Source organism: Glycomyces niveus, assembly GCF_017592475.1.
GTDB lineage: Bacteria > Actinomycetota > Actinomycetes > Mycobacteriales > Micromonosporaceae > Glycomyces > Glycomyces niveus.
Window position 1 is genome coordinate 163,939 of sequence record NZ_JAGFNP010000007.1, and the last position, 19,638, is coordinate 183,576.

Sequence of the window (19,638 nt, forward strand, 5' to 3'; positions counted from 1 at the left end):
GCGACCCGCGACGCGGCTTCCGGGGCCGCTGCGCGAATGTTCGGTACAATCAATTCGCCGTTGCCGAACATTCGTGGAGGGTCATGTCACCGCGCGGAAGGCCGTCCCGTCAGGTGCATTACGCCCGGCTCGACGCCGCGGTAGAGCAGCTTCGCACGGAGTACGGCGGGCTCCCCAAACCCGATCAAGCCGCTGACATCTGGTCCGACCTCTGGCATCGCGACACACACCACAGCACCGCGATCGAGGGCAACACGCTGGCGCTGTCCGACGTGGAGCAACTGCTGGAACGCGGTCGGACGGCCCGGCCGAGACCCGTGGCCGAATACCTCGAGGTCCAGGGCTACGCCGATGCCGCCAAATGGGTCTATGCCCAGGGGATCTCGGACGGGGACGGGCCGCTGGTCACGCTTCAGGAGGTCCGGCAGCTCCACTTCCAGTCGATGCGGCTGGTCTGGGAGACCGCTCCGCATCCGCACGCCTCCAAGGATGAAGGGCCGGGAGCCTTCCGTCGACACCAGATCGCGGCCTTCCCCGGCGGCATGAAGCCGCCGTCGTGGACCGAGGTCGATTCGCTGATGCGGACCTGGGCAGACGAAGCCTGCGATTTCGATGGGCTGCCCGGTTCGCATGAGATGGAACGGCTCGCCCACCTGCACCACCGCTTCGAGCAGATCCATCCGTTCCTCGACGGCGACGGCCGCACCGGCCGACTGCTCCTCAACCTGCTCTTGCTGCGGCGCGGCTACGCGCCGATCGTCATTGAGAAGCGCCGCCGCGAGCGGTACCTCGATTGCCTGCAGGACGCCGACCGCGGCAACCTTGCGAGCCTCGCGGAACTGCTCACCCGGCAGGCGCTCGACAGCATCGAGCGCTTCGCCCTGCCCGCGCTCGCGGGCACCGATCAACTCGTGCCGCTGGCAGGGCTGGCAGGCGAGGACATCGGCGAGCCCGCCCTACGGGCCGCCGCCATCCGCGGTCGGCTGCGCGCGGCGAAGAACGCATCCGGCCAGTGGCTGAGTAGCCGCCAGGCGGTCGACGAGTACCTTGCGTCCCGCCGCCGACGCCGCAGGGAATGAGCGCCGCAACTCGAGGTGACCCGCACGAGCGCTGAGTCCATCGACCACTTCACGTCGCAGTGAATGTTCGGTTCAATTAATTCGGGGTTCGCGAACATTCGTGGGAGCGCGCTCGGGGTGGTATGCGGTTGCGGCACGGTTGGCATAGGGTGGGGCGCGTAACCCCGGAAGACGAGCACCCCTTGAGGTTCCTTATGGCGCACCCCGACACGCGATCGCGCAGCGACGCGGCGAGGCGTTGGCTGCCGGTGCTCGTGGTGGTCGCGGCGCTCTTGGTGGTCGGGTTGGCCGCGCAGGGGGCCGGGCTGCAGTGGCAGGAGGCCGAGCTGCCGGAAGGCACGGGGGAAGGGCGGGAGTCGCCGCCTCCGGAGGCGCAGCAGACGATGGAGCTGCCGTCCGAGATGCCGATGGAGGAGCCCCGCGAGGAGTACACCCTCCCCGGGTGGGTGTCGTGGGTGGTCCTGGGACTGCTCGTGGGCGTGCCCGCGTTCTTCGTGCTGCTGTTCCTCACCCGCAGGCTCGTGGAGTGGCTGCGGGACGCGCCGCCCAGCAGCGGGATCGCCGATCCGGAACCCGAGTACCTGCACAGGGACTTCACGCTCGTCGAGGAGGCCGTGAACGCCGCGCTCGCCGAGATGGACCTGGGCACCGATCCGCGGGCGGCGATCATGGCGTGCTGGCTGCATTTCGAGCGGGCGTCCGAGGCCGTGGGGATCGAGCGCGCATCGTCCGATACCCCCGCGGACCTGGTCAGAAAGCTGCTGGTGAGGCATGAGCTGGACGGCACGGCGCTGCGGCGGCTGTCCGAGGCCTACCTGCGCGCCCGGTACTCGCCGCACCAGGTCGTAGAAGCCGACCGCGACCGCGCCCGTGACGCGCTCATCGCGCTCCAGGCCCAGCTCGGCGTCCGGGAGGGCCGATGAAGGAGTTCTTCGCCCCGTTCGGGCGGCTGCGGCTCTGGCCCGCGGTCGGGGCCGTCGCGCTCGCCGTCCTGTTCTGGGCGGCCGCGCTCATCTCAGGCGTCGAGTTCGCGATCTGGCAGCTGGTGCTGCTGGCGCTCGCCGGGCTCGTCGCGAACTCCGTGGTCAACGGCATGCGGGCCGACACCGTGAAGGCCCCGCCGCTCGTCACGAGCACCGTCAACGAACCCAGCTGGCGGCCGTTCACCGAGGTCAATCGCTGGGAGGACCGGCTCATCTTCGCCGAGGCGAAACCCGGCCGGTTCGAGAGCACGAACGCGAAGCAGCAGCTCGTCGAGGTCGCCTCCGAACGGCTTCGGCTGCGCCGCGGCCTCTCGCTCGAGAAGCAGCCCGACCAGTGCCGGGAGCTGCTCGGCGAACCGACGTTCCTGTTCCTCACCCGGCCCGCACCCGACTGCCCGACCCCGAGGCAGCTCGGCGAACACCTGCAAGCGATCGAGGAGATCTAATGTCAGACACCCCGAGCATCAGCCTCGACCAGGTCGCCCATCACGCGGGCGCGGTCCTGAAGTCCGTCCAGTCGGTCATCGTCGGCAAGGACGAGCCGCTGAAGCTGGTCCTCGCCGGCATCCTCGCGGGCGGCCACATCCTCCTCGAAGACCTTCCGGGACTTGGCAAGACGCTCACCGCGCGCTGCTTCGCGCAGAGCCTCGGGCTCGACTTCCGGCGCCTCCAGTTCACGCCGGACCTGCTGCCCGCCGACGTCACCGGCTCGCTCCTCTACAACCAGAAGAGCGGCGAGTTCGTCTACCGCAAGGGCCCCGTCCACACCAACCTCCTGCTCGCCGACGAGATCAACCGGACGCCCCCGAAGACGCAGTCCGCTCTCCTCGAGGCCATGCAGGAGCGCCAGGTCTCCGTCGAAGGCGAGACCCACCTGCTGCCCGAGCCGTTCACCGTGCTCGCCACCTCCAACCCCGTCGAGTTCGAGGGCACCTACCAGCTGCCCGAAGCGCAGCTCGACCGGTTCCTGCTCCGCGTCTCCTTCGGCTACCCGACGCCCGACGAGGAGTGGGAGGTGCTGCAGCGCCGCATCTCGCGCCGCGCCGAGACCGTTGACCTCGCGCCCGTCATCGACGCCCGCACGCTCGTCGGGATGCAGCGGGCGCTCGAGAACGTCACCGTCGAGGACTCCGTCGGCCGCTACATGGTCGCCATCACCGCCGCGACCCGCGGCCACGCCCAGCTCCAGGTCGGCGCCTCACCGCGCGGGTCGCTCGCGCTGCTGCTCGCCTCGCGCGCGCTGGCGGTGCTCGCCGGGCGCGACTTCGTGACGCCGGACGATGTGAAGGGCGTCGCGGGAGCGGCCCTCGCGCACCGCATCACCCTCAAGCCGGAGCTGTGGATGCGCCGCATCGACCCGGCCGCCGTGGTCGCCGACATCTGCCACGGCGTCCAGGCGCCGCAGACCGCCCAGACTCCCACTTATTCTGCGCGGCAATGAGTCTCGCAGGCGATCCCGCGCTGAGTCTGCGGCCCGACAGCGCGAGACCGGTGGCACGGGCGCACGCCGAGCCGCCCGTGACCTGGCGCCGCACCCCGGCCCTGACGCGGGCCGTCGCGCTCGTCGCGGTGTGCCTGCTCGTCTCGGTCGCGTTCGGCCGGATCGACCTGGTGCTCATCGCCGCGCCCTTCGCGATCGGCACCGCGGTGCTGCTCCAGCACCGGCCGACGCGCCCGCCCGAGGCCCGGCTCGTCGCGCACGACGACGCCACCACCGCCGAGGGCGCGACGGCCGCCGCGAGCCTCATGGTCTTCAACCCCGAACCCGTCCCGGTCACCACGCTCGTCACCGCGGGCGCCGACCCGTGGATCGAGCTGCACACCGGCAAGGGCGACTTCGCCGAGCGCCTCGCGCCCGAGACCGGCCGCGACATGGTCGTCGCCGCGCGGGCCCGTCGCTGGGGTGGGCACCACCTCGGCCCGATCCACGTCCGCTCGATCGCGTGCGGCGGCCTGCTCGAGACCACCGTGCAGCGCCTGCACGGCGCGACCGTGTGGGTCCTGCCCGTCCCCGACTGGTTCGACTCGGCCGAGTCCCTGCCGTTCGCCGACGGCGTCACCGGCGTCCACCGGTCCCGGCGCGGCGGCGACTCCGGCGAACTCGCCGAGGTCCGGCTCTACCAGCCCGGCGACCGGCTGCGCCGCATCGACTGGCGCACCTCGATGCGCAGCCAAGACCTGTACGTCAACGCCACCTTGTCCGAACGCGACACGGACGTCACCCTGATCCTCGACCTCCAGGTCGAGGCGGGCGTCTCCGGCGGCCTGGACGGCGCCGCGTCGATCGCCGACCTCACCGTGCGCGCGGCCGGGGCCGTGGCCTCCCACTATGCGCTGCAAGGCGACCGCACGGCCTGCATCGAGTTCGGCGCCCGCGGGCGCCGGATGCGGGCCGGGGCCGGGCGGCGGCACGCCGCGGCGACGCTGCGCTGGCTCGAGTCGGTCGACATGCCGCCGGACCCGCTGCCGCCCTCGCCCGAGATGCTGCGCCGCCAGCTCGCGGGGCAGCGCTCGCTGAACGTGGTGTTCACGCCGCTGCTCACCGACCGCTCGCTCGCGCTCGTCGCCGCGATCGCCCGCGCCGGGCGGCCGGTGCTCTGCGTCGACACGCTCCCGCCGCACGTCTCCCCGCCCGAGCGGACCCACTGGACCCCTCATGCGGAGCGGCTGTGGCGGCTCACCCGCGCGAACACGGTGATGGAGCTGCGCGACCTCGGCGTCGCGGTCGAGCCCTGGCAGGGCTCGGCGTCGCTCGACAACGTGCTCGCCGAACTGAACCGGAGGCGGTACCGATGAGCGACTCGCATCGCAGTCTCGCCCGGGCGCTCAGCGAAGGCGCCCGCGAACGTCTCAAAGCGGGCAAGGCCGGCAGCGTCTCGTGGGCCAGGAGGGTCGCGCCCGCCGGAGTCCTGCTGCGGCTCGTGATCATGCTGGCGCTGTTCATCGCGGCCGAGATCGCGGTCCCGCCGGAGTGGGCCGCGGCCGGGTTCTACGTCGGCGCCGCCGCGCTCTTCGCCCTCACCGCGGCCCTGCTCCCGGGCGGGATCGCGCCGGCGCTCGCCATCCTGTTCGTGCTCGTCTCGTGGGTCATCAGCGGCGCCCTGGACGACGGCGACTCCTCCTTGTGGACGGCCACCGCCCTCGCCTGCCTGCTGTACACGGCCCACGCCACGGCCGCCGTCACTCAGCGCTTCCGAACAACTACCGCAATGGACGGTGAGATCATGCTCACCTGGGGCCGCCACCTGGGGCTCGTCCTGGCGTGCACAGTGGTCGTCGCCGGTACCCTGGCCCTGTTCACCGCGTATTTCACCGGTCTCGCCGCCGGTCTCGTCATCGCGGCCGGGATCGTGTCCGCGGTAACAGTGATCTACGTCCTCGCGCGTTCACTACACAAGCACCCCTGAGCAAGGACAGAATTGAACCCGTGAAACGTATAGTCGTGATAGGTGCCGGTCACGTCGGTTTCTACGTTGCCGAACGCTTGAGCAAGCTGCTGAAGAGCGACATCAAGCGCGGTCAAGTTGAACTGATGGTCATCGACCCCAACCAGCACATGACCTACCAGCCGTTCCTGCCCGAGGCGGCCGCTGGCTCCATCTCCCCGCGTCACGGCGTCGTGCCGCTCCGACAGGCCCTCAAGCTCTGCACCATCCTCACCGGTGCGGTCACCGAGATCAACCACGCCGAGCGCAAGCTCACCGTGCAGCCGTTCGTCGGCCCCGCCCGCGAGGTCGAGTACGACGAGGTCATCGTCGCCCCCGGCTCCGTCACCCGGCCCCTGCCCATCCCGGGCCTGGCCGACGTCGCCATCGGCATCAAGTCGATGGGCGAGGCCATCTGGCTGCGCAACCACGTGCTCCAGCGCTTCGACATCGCCGCGACCACCGAGGACCCGGACGTGCGCCGCAAGGCCCTCACGTTCGTCACGGTCGGCGGCGGCTTCGCCGGCGCCGAGACCCTCGGCGAGCTCGAGGACCTCACCGCGAACATCGTGAAGAACTACCCGATGCTCGACGCGGACGAGATCAAGTGGTACCTCGTCGAGTACGCGAACAAGATCCTCCCCGAGGTCGGCCCCGAGATGGGCGCGTACGCCGCCCGCGAGCTCACCAAGCGCGGCGTCGACATCCGCCTCGGCACGACCCTCAAGTCCTGCATCGGCGGCCATGTCGTCCTCACCGACGGCGAGGAGTTCGACACCGACACGATCATCTGGACCGCCGGCGTCATGCCGAACCCGATGCTGAAGCAGTCGGACCTGCCGATCGGCCCGCGCGGCCACCTCGAGTGCAACACCCGCCTCCAGGTCGCGACCGGCGTCGAGGCCGGCAAGGCCACCATCGGCGAGGTCGTCGAAGGCGCCTGGGGCGCCGGCGACTCCGCGCAGGTGCCCGACACCTCGGACTTCCCGATGGACTGGTGCACCCCGTCCGCGCAGCACGCCGTGCGCCAGGCCGCGATCCTCGCCGAGAACGTGTACCGCAAGCACGTCGGCCGCGAGCTCAAGCCGTACGAGCACAAGTACATCGGCTCGGTCGCCGGTCTCGGCCTGTACAAGGGCGTGGCCAACACCTTCGGCTTCAAGGCCAAGGGCCTGCTCGCCTGGCTCATGCACCGCGGCTACCACCTGTCGCGCGTGCCGGGCACCGGCCGCAAGGGCCGCGTCCTCGCGGACTGGATCGTCGGCTTCTTCACGAAGCGCGAAATGGTCCAACTCGGTGAAATCCAGGCCGGCCGCGAGCCGTTCGAAGCCATCGCCGCAGGCACTGACCCCGCACGGGCCGCCAAGTCCGTCGGTTAGTCGTTACAGTTGGAGCACCACGGGTATGAGACCCGTGGTGCTTCAGCCTTTAGCGAGGTGGAAAACTGGTGTCCATGAGAGCACGTGTACTCGTCGTTGACGACGACCCGGCCCTGGCGGAGATGCTCGGCATCATCCTCCGGACCGAAGGCTTCACCCCCACGTTCGTCACCGACGGCGAGAAGGCGCTCGCCGCGTTCAAGGAGCATCGCCCCGACATCGTCCTGCTCGACCTCATGCTCCCGGGCATGAGCGGCATCGACGTCGCCAAGGCGATCCGCGGCGAGTCGGGCGTGCCGATCGTGATGCTCACCGCCAAATCGGACACCGTGGACATCGTGCTCGGCCTCGAATCGGGCGCCGACGACTACATCGTCAAGCCGTTCAAGCCCAAGGAGCTGGTGGCCCGCATCCGCGCCCGCCTGCGCCGCGGCGACGACGTCACGCCCGAGCGCCTCGAGATCGGCAAGCCCGGCCTCCAGGTCCAGATCGACGTGCCCGCCCACCAGGTGACCCTCAACGGCGCCGAAGTGAAGCTCACGCCGCTCGAGTTCGACCTGCTCGTGGCACTCGCGCGCAAGCCGCGCCAGGTCTTCACCCGCCAGGTCCTCCTGGAGCAGGTGTGGGGCTACCGGCACTCGGCCGACACGCGCCTGGTGAACGTCCACGTCCAGCGCCTCCGCGCCAAGATCGAGCCCGACCCCGAGCGCCCCCAGCTCATCCAGACCGTGCGCGGCGTCGGGTACAAAGCCGGATTGGGCTAGTGAAACGGGATCAGGGCCGGACTCGCGAGAGGCCGGCTTGGCTGCGGCGCCTCGCCCAGGGCGCCGCCCGCTTCGCGGGCCGCGTCTCGCGTCCGCTGGTCGACCGCTTCCGCGCCTCGCTCCAGCTGCGCGTGGTCTCCTCCACCCTGATCGCCTCCACCGTCCTCGTCCTCATCTTCAGCTTCGTCGTGGCCGGCTCGGTCACCTCGGGCCTGCTCGACGAACGCCAGGACACGGCCGTCGAGGAGACCGAGAACGCCGCCGAGCGCGCCGCCGAGCAGCTGGGCAACTTCTCCACGGCCTCCGACACGGCGCTCCCGGCGACCATGCAGCGGATCGTCAACGAGCTCGCCGAGGACCCGGTCTACGCGCCGTACATCATGCTGCGCACCGCCGACGGCGAGGTCGCCAAGACCCACCCGATCGCGGGCGGCGCCGAGCCGAGCGCGGAACTGCAGGCCGCGGTCGGCGACGTCAAGGTCGCGACCCAGTACGCCGAGTTCGACATCGACGACTCCGGCGCGCAGCCGTACCTCGTCGTCGGCTCGTACATCGACCTGAACATCGGGTACGAGATCTACGCGTTCTACCCGCTCGAGTCCCAGCAGGAGGCCATCGGACTGCTGCGCACGAACCTGGCGCTCGCCGGGGTCGCCCTGGTCCTGCTCCTCGGCGTGATCGCCGCGCTCGTCACCCGCCTCGTCGTCACCCCGGTCCGCGAGGCCGCCCGCACCTCGCAGCGGCTCGCCGCCGGGCTCCTGCACGAGCGCATGGAGGTGCGCGGCTCTGACGACCTGGCCCGTCTCGCCGGCTCCTTCAACCTCATGGCCGAGAACCTGCAGAACCAGATCCGCAGGCTCGAGGAGATGTCGATGATGCAGCGGCGCTTCACCTCCGACGTCTCGCACGAGCTGCGCACCCCGCTGGCGACCATCCGCATGGCCGCCGACCTGCTCTACGACAACCGCGACGAGTTCGACCCGCTCACCAAGCGCTCCACCGAGCTCCTGCAGCACGAGATCGACCGCTTCGAGGACCTGCTCCAGGAGCTGCTCGAGATCTCCCGCTTCGACTCCGGGTTCGCCTCGCTCGAGGTGGAGGCCGTGGACGTGGGCCGCATCGCCGAGGACGTCGTGGCGGGCCTGGACCGGCTCGCGGGCGACTGCGGCGTCGCGGTCACCATCGCCAAGCCCGCCCGCCGGGTCATCGCCGAGGTCGACCAGCGCCGGGTGCACCGCATCCTGCGCAATCTCGTCTCGAACGCGATCGAGCACGCCGAGGGCCGCCCCGTCGAGGTCACGGTCGCCGAGAGCGACACGGCCGTGGCCGTCGCGGTGCGCGACCACGGGGTGGGCCTCAAGCCCGGGCACGCCGACCGCGTCTTCGACCGGTTCTGGCGCGCCGACCCCTCCCGCAACCGCAAGACCGGCGGCACCGGCCTGGGCCTGGCCATCAGCCTGGAGGACGCGAAGCTCCACTCGGGCACGCTCCAGGCGGTGGGGGAGCAGGGCGAGGGCACGCTGTTCGTGCTCACGCTCCCGCTGCAGGCGGGCAACCGGGTCATCAACTCGCCGATCCCGCTGCGACTCCAGCCGAAGGAGGCCCCCCGTGCGACGCAGGACTAGCCTTGCCGCCGCGGCCGCGCTCGGCGCCGCCTGGGCGCTGACGGCGTGCGGCATCCCCACGGACAAGGCGCCGGAGGTCGTGAGCGACGCGCCCACGGACTTCGACTCGTCCTCGGGCGCGAACCCGACCGTGTACGGGCCGACCGAGGTCGCCGAGGAGACCGTCGCGAACTTCTTCAAGGCCGCCTCGGGCGACCCGGACAGCCGCGACGACCGGCTCAACAGCTTCACGGTGGACGGCGACGCCCAGTTCTCCGAGCCCTCGGAGGGCATCCGCCTGGTCGCCTCCCTCGACGTAGCCGTCAACGACTCGAGCGACCTCAACTCGGTCACGGTGACGGTGACCGGCTCGGTCGTCGGCACCTACCTCGAGGACGGTTCGGTCCGCATGGACGCGACCGCGGGCGACTACGAGGAGACGTTCACCTTGCAGCGCAAGGAGATCGCCGAGCCGTGGAAGATGAGCGCGCTGCCGGTGCGGGTCGCCCTCGACTACAGCCACTTCACGACCATGTACGAGCAGGCGCCCGTGTACTTCCAGGCGGGGCCGGCCGAGCTGCTCGTCCCGGACCTGCGCTGGGTCTACAAGGAGCTCGACGCGGAGACGCGCCAGCGCGTGGTGTTCTCCTGGCTGTTCGCGAGCCCGGGCGACTTCGCGGGCGTGTCGGCGCGGAACGCGATCCCGAACGGCACGGTCGGCGAGCCCTCGGACGAGGACGGCTTCCGGGTCGACCTCTCGCCGAGCGAGACCATCTCCGACGACACCGCGCAGGCGATCGCGGCGCAGATCGTGTGGAGCCTCAACCTCAGCGGCGATTTCACGCTCACGACCGACGGGGAGGTGCGCGCCGAGGGCGACGCCTCCGATTGGCGGAACTGGAACGCCATCCCGCCGAACCTGCCCGAGACCGCGTACTTCATCGCGGACAACACCGTGTGGGAGTACTCCTCGGAGCAGGGGGTCACGCAGCGTTCGACCGATCACCCGTGGGTCGGCTTCAAGGCGGGCGGGCTCCAGCAGGTCGCGGTCGGGCCGCAGGGCCGGATCGCGGCGGTCGTGGCCGGTTCGGCGGGCGACGTGCTGCAGACCGGGGTCACGACGTCGACGATGCGCGAGGTGATCGGGCTCGGCGGCGCCCTCTCGGACCCGCAGTGGCTCGACGACGAGACCGTGCTGGTGATCGACGACGGCGTGCCGACCCTGGTGATCCCGTCGTCGGGGGCCACGCAGGCGCTCGGCGTGGGCCAGCAGGTGACGGGGATGGCGCTCGCGGCGGACGGGCGGCGCCTGGCGTACGTCGAGGGCGGCCACGCGTTCGTGGCGCCGCTCGGCCTGGACGCGGACGCGAACCTGACCGTGGGCGACCCGCGGCGGATCGGGCCGGACATCGAGAACGTGACCGATGTGGCCTGGAGTTCGGAGAACTACCTGTGGGTCGCGGGGGAGCGGGACGACGAGCAGCTGTTCCGCGTCGCGATCGACAACTCGCGGACAGTGCCGCAGGAGGGGACGGGGACGTTCCTGCCGATCACGCAGATCGCGGCGAACCCGGCGGACCCGACGCGGCCGAACGCCGACCGCGGCGAGCCGGTGATCATCGTGGCGAGCCAGACCCTCTACCGCGTCTACACGAGCGGTCCGAGCGAGATCAGCAACGGTGACCATCCGGCGGGCGGCACCGCGCCCTTCACGGTCCTCTCGGCCCCCTGAAACCGCTACTGCTGCAACGCGAAAGGCCCGGAGCATCCGCTCCGGGCCTTTGCAGTCGCTGTGTTCACGCCCCGACGGTGCCGTGCTTCTGGTTCACGGCCCGCCGCCTTCGCAAGCTCAGGTGCCGACCGTGAAGCCGACGGACCGCACGTTGGTCGCGGCGACCTCGACGTAGGCGATCTTCTCGACGGGGATGAACACCTGCCGGCCCTTGTCGTCTTCGAGACGGAGGACGCCGCCGTTCGTCACGGCCTGCTCGATCGTCTCGGACAGGTCCTTCGGCGACAGCTTGCTCTCCAACACCAGTTCGCGTGGGGCGTACTGGACACCGATCTTGACCTCCACGGGCCCTCCTCAATCGAAATACTGTGACGTCTCGGTGGCAAGACTACTCGGGGCCGCCGCCCGGGACCGGTGCGGCGCAGTGCGCCGAGAGCGAACGCGGCCGCGAAACGTACGTGGCGAGGCTCACGCGAATCGTTTCGAAAGCGCTCGGGCTACCGATGCTCTTCGCCTTCTCGGGGCTCTGCTTGCTTTCACCCGTGCTCGGCTTCGCCTTCTCGGGGGCTCTGCTTGCTTTCACCCGTGCTCGGCTTCGCCTTCGCGCGGGCTCTGCTCTGCTTCCTCTTACCCGTGCTCGGCTTCGCCTTCGCGCGGGAAGTGGGAGATCCCGCGCCAGGCCAGGGTGCTCATGAGCTGGATGGCCTCGCCCTTGGGGATGGCGCGGCCGGAGGCGATCCATTTCCGGGCGGAGATCTCGGCGATGCCGAGCAGGCCGGTGGCGAGGAGTTCGGCGCGGGCCTTGTCGACGTGGGTGTCGCCCATGATCGTCTCGGCCATGGCGGCCACGCAGTCGGCCTCCATCTTCAGGACCCGCTCGGCGACTTCGGGGTCGTTGCGCTGGTCGGATTCGAACACCAGGCGGAACGCCTCGCCCTGCGCGTCCACGAACTCGAAGTAGGCGCGCATGGCGCGGTTGACGCGCTCCTTGTTGTCCTCAGTGGACGAAAGAGCGTCGCGCACCTGTCCGACGAGCTCGGCCGCACGGCCGTCGAGGAGCGCCAGGTACAGCTCGAGTTTCGACGTGAAATGCTGGTACAGCACGGGCTTCGAGACGCCGGCGTTCTCGGCGATGTCGTCCATGGAGGTGCTGTGGTAGCCCTTCGACACGAAGACGTCCTGGGCGGCTCGCAGCAGCTGCGCCCGGCGTTCGCTCCTGGGCAGTCGGACCCGGCCCTCACCAGCGCTGTTCACCACGGCACCTCTCCTCGGCACATGTCGGCCATCCGTCAGTAGCCCGCTCTTGCGACCTGAACGAAGTTTACGGAAACCTGAATACAGTCTCCCAGCGTACGGGGGCGACAAACGCGGGTTCGAGTCACTGGGCACGCCACGGTACCTTGAGGGCGGGAATATGAAGGAGTTGTCTAGTGGTGTATGACCAGAACCGACCGGATGAGCCGCAGCGTCCGAGCGGGGAGGAACGGGCCGCCCGCAGGCGCATCGGCAGGTCCTGGGGACCGCCGGCCGAGGAGGCTCCCGAGCCCGCCGAGGAGGCGCGGCAGGGGATGGGCCAGGCGCCCGAGCAGTACCGGTTCGACCCGGACCGGGGCCGCCGCCACCGCTACAGCGAGGACCCCACCGGGCAGGTGCCGAACGTGCCCGTAGAGATCGCCGAGACCGGCCCGATGGTCCCGGCCACCCGCCGCCCCTCGCCCGGCGAGCAGTTCGAGCCGATCCCGCCCGCCCCGCAGCATTCCCAAGCGCCCCAAAGCTTTTCGGCCGACCAGCAGCAGCCCCAGCAGCAGTCGCCGTTCGCGCCGCCAGGCGCGAACCATGACTACAGTGCGCCTCCGTCTGGTGCCGACCAGCAATACAATGCGACGCCGCCCGGCGCGGACCAGCAGTACAACGCGCCTCCCGGTGTCGACCAGCAGTACAGTGCGCCGCAGCCTGATCAGCAGTACAGCGCCCCTCCCGCGCAGGATCAAGGCATGCCGCAGCAGCACCCCGGCTACAGCGCCCCGCCGCTGCCCGGCGACTACGCAGCCCCGCAGCACTCCAACCAGGCTGCGCCGCAACCGAACCAGGAGTTCAACGCCCCGCCCGGCATGAACCAGGAGTACGCGCCCCCGGGACCGAACCAGGAGTTCGCCGCCCCCAGCGCCAACGGCTCCGCGCCGGCCCAGGAGCAGCCCGCGCCGCCCGCGCAGGACCCGAACGCCCCCGCACAGCAGTTCTACAGCGCCCCCCGCCAGATGCCGCCGAGCGCGCCGCCCGCGAACCCGCAGTTCGGCCCGCCCCAGGAGTTCGGCGTGCAGCCGGGCCAGCAGCAGGACTTCAGCGCCCCGCAGGAGTACCTCGCGCCCCCGAGCGCGAACGGCGCCGCCCCCGCGCAGGAGTACAGCGCCGCGCCCGCCACTCCGCAGGAGGCCCCGGCGCCTGAGGCACCGCGGGAACCGACCGCGCCCCCGCCGGTCCGCACCCCCGGGCCGCAGCAGCACACCGGCCCGATCGAGCTCCCGCAGCAGGCCGCGCCCCCCGCGCCGAGCGCGCCCACGCCGCACGCGATTCCCAACGCGGAGCAGCAGACCGAGCAGTTCCCGATCGTGCAGCCCCCGGCGCCGGTCACCGAGGTCTCGCCCGCGGCGGTCCCCAGCCCGCCCGTCACCGAGCAGGCCCCGCTGCGCACGGCCCCGGCCGACCGCCCGCCGCTCGCCGAGCCCACGCCTCCCGCGACAGTAGAGAAAGACGTGAACGACCCCGAATCCGCGCGCCTCGTCGACGCCGTGCGCCAGGTCCCCGGCGTCCGCGACGCCTTCCACGTGACCGCCCCCGACGGGAACTCCAGCCTCCGCCTCGAACTCGAGGAGGGCGTCGACCCCGACGAGGTCCACGCGGTCGTCTCGGCCGTCGTCGCCGAGCAGCGCGCGGTCGAGCCCGGCCCCCAGACCGCCGACGAGCCGGAGGTCCACGACCACGTCGAGTCCCCGTCCTCCGAGATCGAGGTCGCCAAGGTCGGCCCGGTCGAGCTGCGCCGCGTCGACATCGAGTCCGCCGGGCTCGAAGCCGAGGTCAGCGTGACCCTTGCGCTCGGCGACGTCGAGTCCACGGGCAAGGTCGCGGTCCCGCCGATCGACTGGCACATCCAGCACGCCGCCGCCGCGGCCACCGTCGAGGCCCTGCGCCCGCGCCTCGGCGCGAACGACGTGCGCGTCGAAGTCGAGCACGCCTCGATCGTGCCCACCGGGCCCGTGAAGACCGCCGTCGTCGTCATCCTCTGGCTCGACGGCCGCTCCGTGCGCCGCCTCTCAGGCGCCTCCGTGGTGACCGCCGAGCGCTCCCGCGCGGTGGTTTCGGCTACCTTGGGCGCGCTGGCCGGTGAAGTGACACACTAGGTCCCATGAAACGGGCACGGCTGGCCGAGGTCGGAGAGATTCGCACTCCGGCCCGCCCTCACCCGCCGTTCCCGGGCATGGAGCACCAGCTCAGCCGCCGTCGGCTGTTCATCAGGCATACGCCGCCGACGGCGCCGGGCGCCGAGCCCGCCGTGTTCGTGCACGGGCTCGGCGGATCATCGCAGAACTGGACGGACCTCGCCGACGCCCTCTCCGACCACATCTCGGTCGATGCGATCGACCTGCCCGGATTCGGGCACTCGGCCCCGGCCCCGCGCGTCACCGTCCCGCTCCTGGCGCAGGACGTGGCCGCGTGGATCGTCGAGTCCGGCCGCGCCCCCGTGCACCTGGCGGGCCACTCGCTGGGCGGGGCCGTCTCGGTCTACCTGGCCGCGACCCGCCCGAACCTGGTGCGCACGCTGACGCTCGTGTCGCCCGCGATGCCGTTCGCGAACCCGCGCCGCTCCCACCAGGCGCGGTACGTGGCGATGCTCGCGGTCCCGCGCATGGCGTGGTTCGCGGACCGGGCGATGAAGGGGCGCACGCCCGAGCAGGTCGTGGACGACATCGTCCTCGGCACCTGGGCCGACCCGGACCTGATCCACCCGCAGCGCCGCCGCGAGGCGATCGCCGAAGCCCGCCGCCGCCTCTCCGTCCCGTGGAACTCCCGCGCGTACATCCAGACCTACCGGGGCCTCATGGCCTCCTTCTTCCAGGCGTTCGTGCCGGGCACGCACTCGCTGTGGCGGCTCGCCAAGCACATCGAGTGCCCGACCCTCGTCGTATGGGGCAAGCAGGACCGGGTCATCGACGTGCGCCAGGCCCCGCCCGCTGCCCTCGCGATCCCCGACTCGCGGCTGCTCATCCTCGACCGGACCGGGCACGTGGCGATGATGGAGCGCCCGCAGGCCGTGGCCCGCGCGATGGCGGCAATGTTCGAGGAGGCCCGGCTACCGTTGGAACCCACTGATAATGCTATGTCCGTATTGTGAACAAGAAACGCGCCACACGAGACTCAGGTGTCGGCCCCGCGGGGCTCCGTCTGGCTTAGACTCGGCGGGTGACTGAGGGACGGCTGGATCGCAAGCGCAGGCTTCGCAGGCGGCGCCGGCTCGTGTTCTTCTCGATCCTCGTCCTCATGGCGGGCGCCGGACTCTACTTCGCCTTCGGCATCGGCGGCTCCGAGAAACCCCAGGCCCTGGACGAGGAGGAGCGGATCGCCTCCCCGACCACGATCGCCGACACCACCTCCCCAGAACCCACCGCCCCCTCGCCCAGCCCCGAACCCCCGATTACCCCGCTCTACTTTTCCGGCACCGGCACCTGGACCTATGCCCAGCCCGTGAACAACGCGGTCGTCGGCGACGCGGGGACCCTCCTGCAGTACGACGTGGCCGTAGAGAACGGCCTCGAGCTCGACGCCGCCGAGTTCGGCGCGTTCGTCAACGAGACACTCGCCGACCCCCGGTCCTGGACCGCCGGGGGCGCGTGGCGGTTCGAGCAGGTGCCCCAGGGCGCGGGCGCCGACTTCACGGTCTACCTCGCCAGCCCCGAGCAGCGCGCCTACCTGTGCGGTTCGCAGAACACGACGGTCTCGTGCCGCAACGGCGACAACGTCGTCATCAACTCGGCCCGCTGGATCGCCGGCGTCGAGCACTGGGACGGCACCCTCGAGTCCTACCGCCAGTACGCCGTGAACCACGAAGTGGGCCACCGGCTCGGCCACGGCCACGAGGTCTGCCCCTCCGAGGGCGAGCTCTCCCCGGTGATGGCCCAGCAGACCTACCAGCTCGCGGGCTGCGTCGGCAACGCCTGGCCCTACCCCGACGGCACGAGCTACGTCTCCGGCCCCGCGGGCGACTACAACGGCCCCGACCTCCCGCCGGACGACTTCGTCGACCAGTAGCGTTCCGCCATATGGGACAAGCCGTCCCATGCGCGTGAAGAACCGCACACTGGGCTTCCCGGTGGAATATCCAGCCCGTGGACATGCATTATTGACCATATGAGTTTGCCGCCGCTGGTCGAACCAGCCTCCGAGCTGTCGGTCGACGAGGTGCGCCGCTATTCGCGCCACCTCATCATCCCCGACGTCGCCATGGACGGTCAGAAACGACTCAAGAACGCCAAGGTGCTCTGTGTGGGCGCGGGCGGCCTCGGGTCCCCCGCCCTGATGTACCTGGCCGCGGCCGGGGTCGGCACGATCGGCATCGCCGAGTTCGACACGGTCGACGAGTCGAACCTGCAGCGCCAGATCATCCACGGCCAGTCCGACATCGGCCGCCCCAAGTCCGAGTCGGCCGCCGCCTCGGTCCGCGAGATCAACCCGTACGTCAACGTCGTCATCCACAACACGGTGCTCGACAACGACAACGTGTTCGGGATCTTCGAGCAGTACGACCTCATCATCGACGGCACGGACAACTTCGCCACCCGCTACATGGTCAACGACGCGGCCGTGCTGCTCGGCAAGCCGTACGTGTGGGGCTCGATCTACCGCTTCGACGGCCAGGCGTCGGTCTTCTGGGCCGACCAGGGCCCGTGCTACCGCTGCCTCTACCCCGAGCCCCCGCCGCCCGGCATGGTCCCGAGCTGCGCCGAGGGCGGCGTGCTCGGCGTCCTCTGCGCCTCGATCGGCTCGATCCAGGTCACCGAGGCCATCAAGCTCCTCACCGGCATCGGCGACCCGCTCGTCGGCTCGCTCATGGTCTACGACGCGCTCGAGATGACCTACCGCAAGATCAAGGTCCGCAAGGATCCCAACTGCGCGGTCTGCGGCCCCAACGCCACGGTCACCGAGCTCATCGACTACGAGGACTTCTGCGGCGCGGTCACCGACGAGGCCGCCGAGGCCGTCATCGGCTCCACGATCACCCCGCGCGAGCTGGAGACGTGGATCAAGGAAGGCCGCGACATCGACCTCATCGACGTGCGCGAGCCCGCCGAGTACGAGATCGTGCGCATCCCCGGCTCCCGGCTGATCCCCAAGGGCGACATCGTCTCCGGTGCCGCGCTCGCCGATCTGCCCACGGAGAGGCAGGCGGTGTTCTACTGCAAGGCGGGCGTCCGCTCCGCCGAGGCGCTGGCCGCGGCCAAGGCCGCCGGCCTGAAGAACGCCGTCCACGTCCAGGGCGGCGTGCTCGGCTGGATCAACCAGGTCGACCCGAGCCTGCCCGCCTACTAGGGCGAATGGCATCGAAGGGCGTGCGGCTCCAAGCCGCACGCCCTTTCCGTACCTTCCACAGTGCCATTTGGTTGCCTCGGCCTGATATGAGATTTCGAACCCCTGCCGGGCGCTGAATTCATTGATGGGGCATTGACTCTCGCTTGACCGGTTCCGTACCCTCGCAAGGATGATCCGCAAAAGCGAAGCCTCCCCCCGACGCCTCACGCCCACCCGCCGCAATCTGCTCCGCATCGGCGTGCCCGCCGCCGTGCTCGTGGGCGGCGGGGCGATAGCCACCGTCGCCGCGAACGCCGCCGAAGGCGGCATCGGCTCGCTCTTCGGCCCCTCCCGCGAAGAGCTCGAGGCCGACCTCAAGGCCCGGATCGACGACTACCTCGCGGGCACCGGCACCGCGATCGAGGCCTCCGTCGCGATCGAGCGCGGCGACCGCCACCTCGAGTACAACGCCGGGCAGACCCACATCACCGCCTCCATCGTCAAGGCCGAGATCATGGCGATGGTCCAGCAGTACTGGGGCTCGGTCGACGCCATCCCCGCCGACCAGCGCGAAGACCTCGAGCTCATGATCACCGAGTCCGACAACAGCTCGGCGAGCGCGCTCTACAACTTCCTCGGCGGCGCCGCGGCCCTCGAGGCCGCCCACGAGCGCTACGGCCTCCAGGACACCACCGTCGACGCCCAGGGCCGCTGGGGCGTCGGCTGGTCCAGCGCCCCCGACCAGCTCATCATCACCGACCTCAACCTCTACGAAGGCGTCCTCGCCGCCGAGCAGGTCGAGCTCGCCCGCGAACTCATGGGCTCGGTCGTCGAAGAGCAGGCCTGGGGGATCTCGGCCGCCGCCAAGGAGGGCGAGACCGTCTGGCTCAAGAACGGCTGGGACGTCGAGTCGCAGCTCGACGGGCTCTGGGTCGTCAACTCCATCGGCGTGCTCGGCGGCGACGGCGACGACCCGGTGAAGCTCGTCGTCCTCACCAGCGGCGCGGTCGACGACGTCGAAGGCATCCCGGTCGTCGAGGAGATCGCCCGGATCGCCCGCGACGTCGTGGAGACCGAGTAGTCCGAAACGACTGCGGCGCAAGCGAACTGCACGGGCGTCCGGCTCCGGCCGGGCGCCCGCTGCGCGCCCGGCATGAGACCCGGGCCACCTCCATTGCACGAGAGAGGGTCTCATACGCTTGCGCCATGACGCACGCCCCGGAACGACACCCCTTCATCCCCTCCCGGCGCACCTTCCTGCGCGCCGGCATCCCCGCCGCCGTCGCCCTCGCCGGCGGGACCGCCCTCTTCGGCGCCGCAACGGCCTCCGCCGCAGGCCCCACTGACACCGAGCTCTCGGCCGAACTCGCCGCCCGCGTCAAGACCTACCTGGCCACCACCGGGACCCAGACCATCGCCTCGGTCGCCGTCCAGCGCGGCTCGCGCCTCATCACGTCCAACAAGACCAAGATCCACGACACCGCCTCCATCGTGAAGATGGAGATCCTGCTGATGCTCCTGGAGAAGTACAACGGGATCAGCGCGATCCCCTCCGACATCCGCGAGCACGCCCGGCAGATGATCATCTGGTCCAACAACGACTCGACCACCAAGGTGTACAACCACCTTGGCGGCTGCAGCAAGCTCTCGGCGGCGCACACCCGCTACGGCCTGCAGTACACGAAGTCCTCCGCGGACTGCCGCTGGGGGCTCACCACCACCAACGTCACCGACCAGCTGAAGATCATCAACCAGCTCCTCTACAAGGGACGGCTCACGCAGGCCGAGGTCGACCACGCGCGCTGGCTCATGGGCGGCGTCGCCTCCTCGCAGGCGTGGGGGATCAGCGCGGCGGCGAAGACCGGCGAGAAGGTCTGGATCAAGAACGGCTGGGACTCCCGCGCCTCGCTCGGCGGGCTGTGGGTCGTCAACTCGTGCGGCGTCATCAACGTGCCGAACCAGACCGCGATCCGCATGTCGATCCTGACCAGCAAGGCCCCCAACCACACCAAGGGCGTCGCGATCGTCAAGGAGATCGCCAAGATCTCCCGCGCGGTCATCAACAAGGCCGTCCTCTAGACACGGAGAAAGCGGCCCGGACCGACGAGGTC

18 protein-coding genes are annotated in these 19,638 nt (G+C 70.5%); 16 read left to right on the forward strand and 2 right to left on the reverse strand.

The genetic code is table 11. From position 1 onward, the window contains the following. The first annotated feature begins 113 nt into the window (after positions 1–113). The 10 genes from J5V16_RS25075 (at position 114) to J5V16_RS14440 (ending at position 10,966) form a co-directional block, all read left to right on the forward strand. Positions 114–1,079, forward strand: coding sequence for a Fic family protein (locus tag J5V16_RS25075; protein WP_208497043.1), 966 nt, complete (start codon positions 114–116; stop codon positions 1,077–1,079). 194 nt (positions 1,080–1,273) lie between these two features. Then, positions 1,274–2,002: a DUF4129 domain-containing protein gene (locus tag J5V16_RS14400; RefSeq protein ID WP_208497044.1), complete on the forward strand. Its 729-nt coding sequence runs from the start codon at positions 1,274–1,276 to the stop codon at positions 2,000–2,002. Continuing rightward, positions 1,999–2,508 (forward strand): hypothetical protein, encoded by a 510-nt coding sequence (locus J5V16_RS14405; RefSeq protein WP_208497045.1) that lies wholly within the window; start codon positions 1,999–2,001, stop codon positions 2,506–2,508. Before J5V16_RS14400 ends, J5V16_RS14405 begins: the two co-directional genes overlap by 4 nt. Next, positions 2,508–3,503 (forward strand): AAA family ATPase, encoded by a 996-nt coding sequence (locus J5V16_RS14410; RefSeq protein WP_208497046.1) that lies wholly within the window; start codon positions 2,508–2,510, stop codon positions 3,501–3,503. The genes J5V16_RS14405 and J5V16_RS14410 overlap by 1 nt, the downstream gene beginning before the upstream one ends. Continuing rightward, positions 3,500–4,858: a DUF58 domain-containing protein gene (locus J5V16_RS14415; RefSeq protein ID WP_208497047.1), complete on the forward strand. Its 1,359-nt coding sequence runs from the start codon at positions 3,500–3,502 to the stop codon at positions 4,856–4,858. Before J5V16_RS14410 ends, J5V16_RS14415 begins: the two co-directional genes overlap by 4 nt. Next, complete coding sequence (locus J5V16_RS14420) at positions 4,855–5,469, forward strand: hypothetical protein (protein WP_208497048.1); 615 nt, start codon at positions 4,855–4,857, stop codon at positions 5,467–5,469. The genes J5V16_RS14415 and J5V16_RS14420 overlap by 4 nt, the downstream gene beginning before the upstream one ends. A 20-nt stretch (positions 5,470–5,489) precedes the next feature. Then, positions 5,490–6,866: an NAD(P)/FAD-dependent oxidoreductase gene (locus tag J5V16_RS14425; RefSeq protein WP_408612455.1), complete on the forward strand. Its 1,377-nt coding sequence runs from the start codon at positions 5,490–5,492 to the stop codon at positions 6,864–6,866. Positions 6,867–6,940: 74 nt separating this feature from the next. After that, positions 6,941–7,630 (forward strand): MtrAB system response regulator MtrA, encoded by a 690-nt coding sequence (mtrA, locus tag J5V16_RS14430; RefSeq protein ID WP_030155693.1) that lies wholly within the window; start codon positions 6,941–6,943, stop codon positions 7,628–7,630. Then, positions 7,630–9,255 carry an MtrAB system histidine kinase MtrB gene (gene mtrB / locus J5V16_RS14435; protein WP_208497049.1) on the forward strand — a complete coding sequence of 542 codons (1,626 nt, stop codon included), beginning with the start codon at positions 7,630–7,632 and terminating at the stop codon, positions 9,253–9,255. Before mtrA ends, mtrB begins: the two co-directional genes overlap by 1 nt. After that, on the forward strand, positions 9,239–10,966 hold the full coding sequence (locus J5V16_RS14440; RefSeq protein ID WP_208497050.1) for an LpqB family beta-propeller domain-containing protein: 1,728 nt from the start codon (positions 9,239–9,241) through the stop codon (positions 10,964–10,966). Before mtrB ends, J5V16_RS14440 begins: the two co-directional genes overlap by 17 nt. Positions 10,967–11,083: 117 nt before the next feature. On the opposite strand, the gene J5V16_RS14445 is transcribed toward J5V16_RS14440, so the two are convergent. Both J5V16_RS14445 and J5V16_RS14450 read right to left on the reverse strand, forming a co-directional pair. Then, positions 11,084–11,311 (reverse strand): DUF3107 domain-containing protein, encoded by a 228-nt coding sequence (locus tag J5V16_RS14445; RefSeq protein ID WP_208497051.1) that lies wholly within the window; start codon positions 11,309–11,311, stop codon positions 11,084–11,086. A 282-nt stretch (positions 11,312–11,593) separates the two neighbouring features. Continuing rightward, entirely contained in the window at positions 11,594–12,220 is a 627-nt protein-coding gene (locus tag J5V16_RS14450) for a TetR/AcrR family transcriptional regulator (RefSeq protein WP_307792966.1), read from the reverse strand. Between the two features lie 176 nt (positions 12,221–12,396). Between J5V16_RS14450 and J5V16_RS14455 the strand changes: the two genes are divergently transcribed. The 6 genes from J5V16_RS14455 to J5V16_RS14480 all read left to right on the forward strand — a co-directional run bounded on the left by J5V16_RS14455 (position 12,397) and on the right by J5V16_RS14480 (position 19,606). Next, positions 12,397–14,364, forward strand: coding sequence for a hypothetical protein (locus J5V16_RS14455; RefSeq protein WP_208497053.1), 1,968 nt, complete (start codon positions 12,397–12,399; stop codon positions 14,362–14,364). Between the two features lie 5 nt (positions 14,365–14,369). Beyond that, a complete protein-coding gene (locus tag J5V16_RS14460; RefSeq protein ID WP_208497054.1) occupies positions 14,370–15,356 on the forward strand; it encodes an alpha/beta fold hydrolase in 987 nt (328 codons plus the stop codon). Positions 15,357–15,424: 68 nt separating this feature from the next. Further along, complete coding sequence (locus J5V16_RS14465) at positions 15,425–16,270, forward strand: DUF3152 domain-containing protein (protein ID WP_208497055.1); 846 nt, start codon at positions 15,425–15,427, stop codon at positions 16,268–16,270. A gap of 99 nt (positions 16,271–16,369) precedes the next feature. Beyond that, a complete protein-coding gene (gene moeZ / locus J5V16_RS14470; protein ID WP_208497056.1) occupies positions 16,370–17,548 on the forward strand; it encodes an adenylyltransferase/sulfurtransferase MoeZ in 1,179 nt (392 codons plus the stop codon). Between the two features lie 169 nt (positions 17,549–17,717). Continuing rightward, entirely contained in the window at positions 17,718–18,608 is an 891-nt protein-coding gene (locus J5V16_RS14475; RefSeq protein ID WP_208497057.1) for a serine hydrolase, read from the forward strand. A gap of 125 nt (positions 18,609–18,733) precedes the next feature. Next, complete coding sequence (locus J5V16_RS14480) at positions 18,734–19,606, forward strand: hypothetical protein (protein WP_208497058.1); 873 nt, start codon at positions 18,734–18,736, stop codon at positions 19,604–19,606. Positions 19,607–19,638 lie beyond the last annotated feature (32 nt).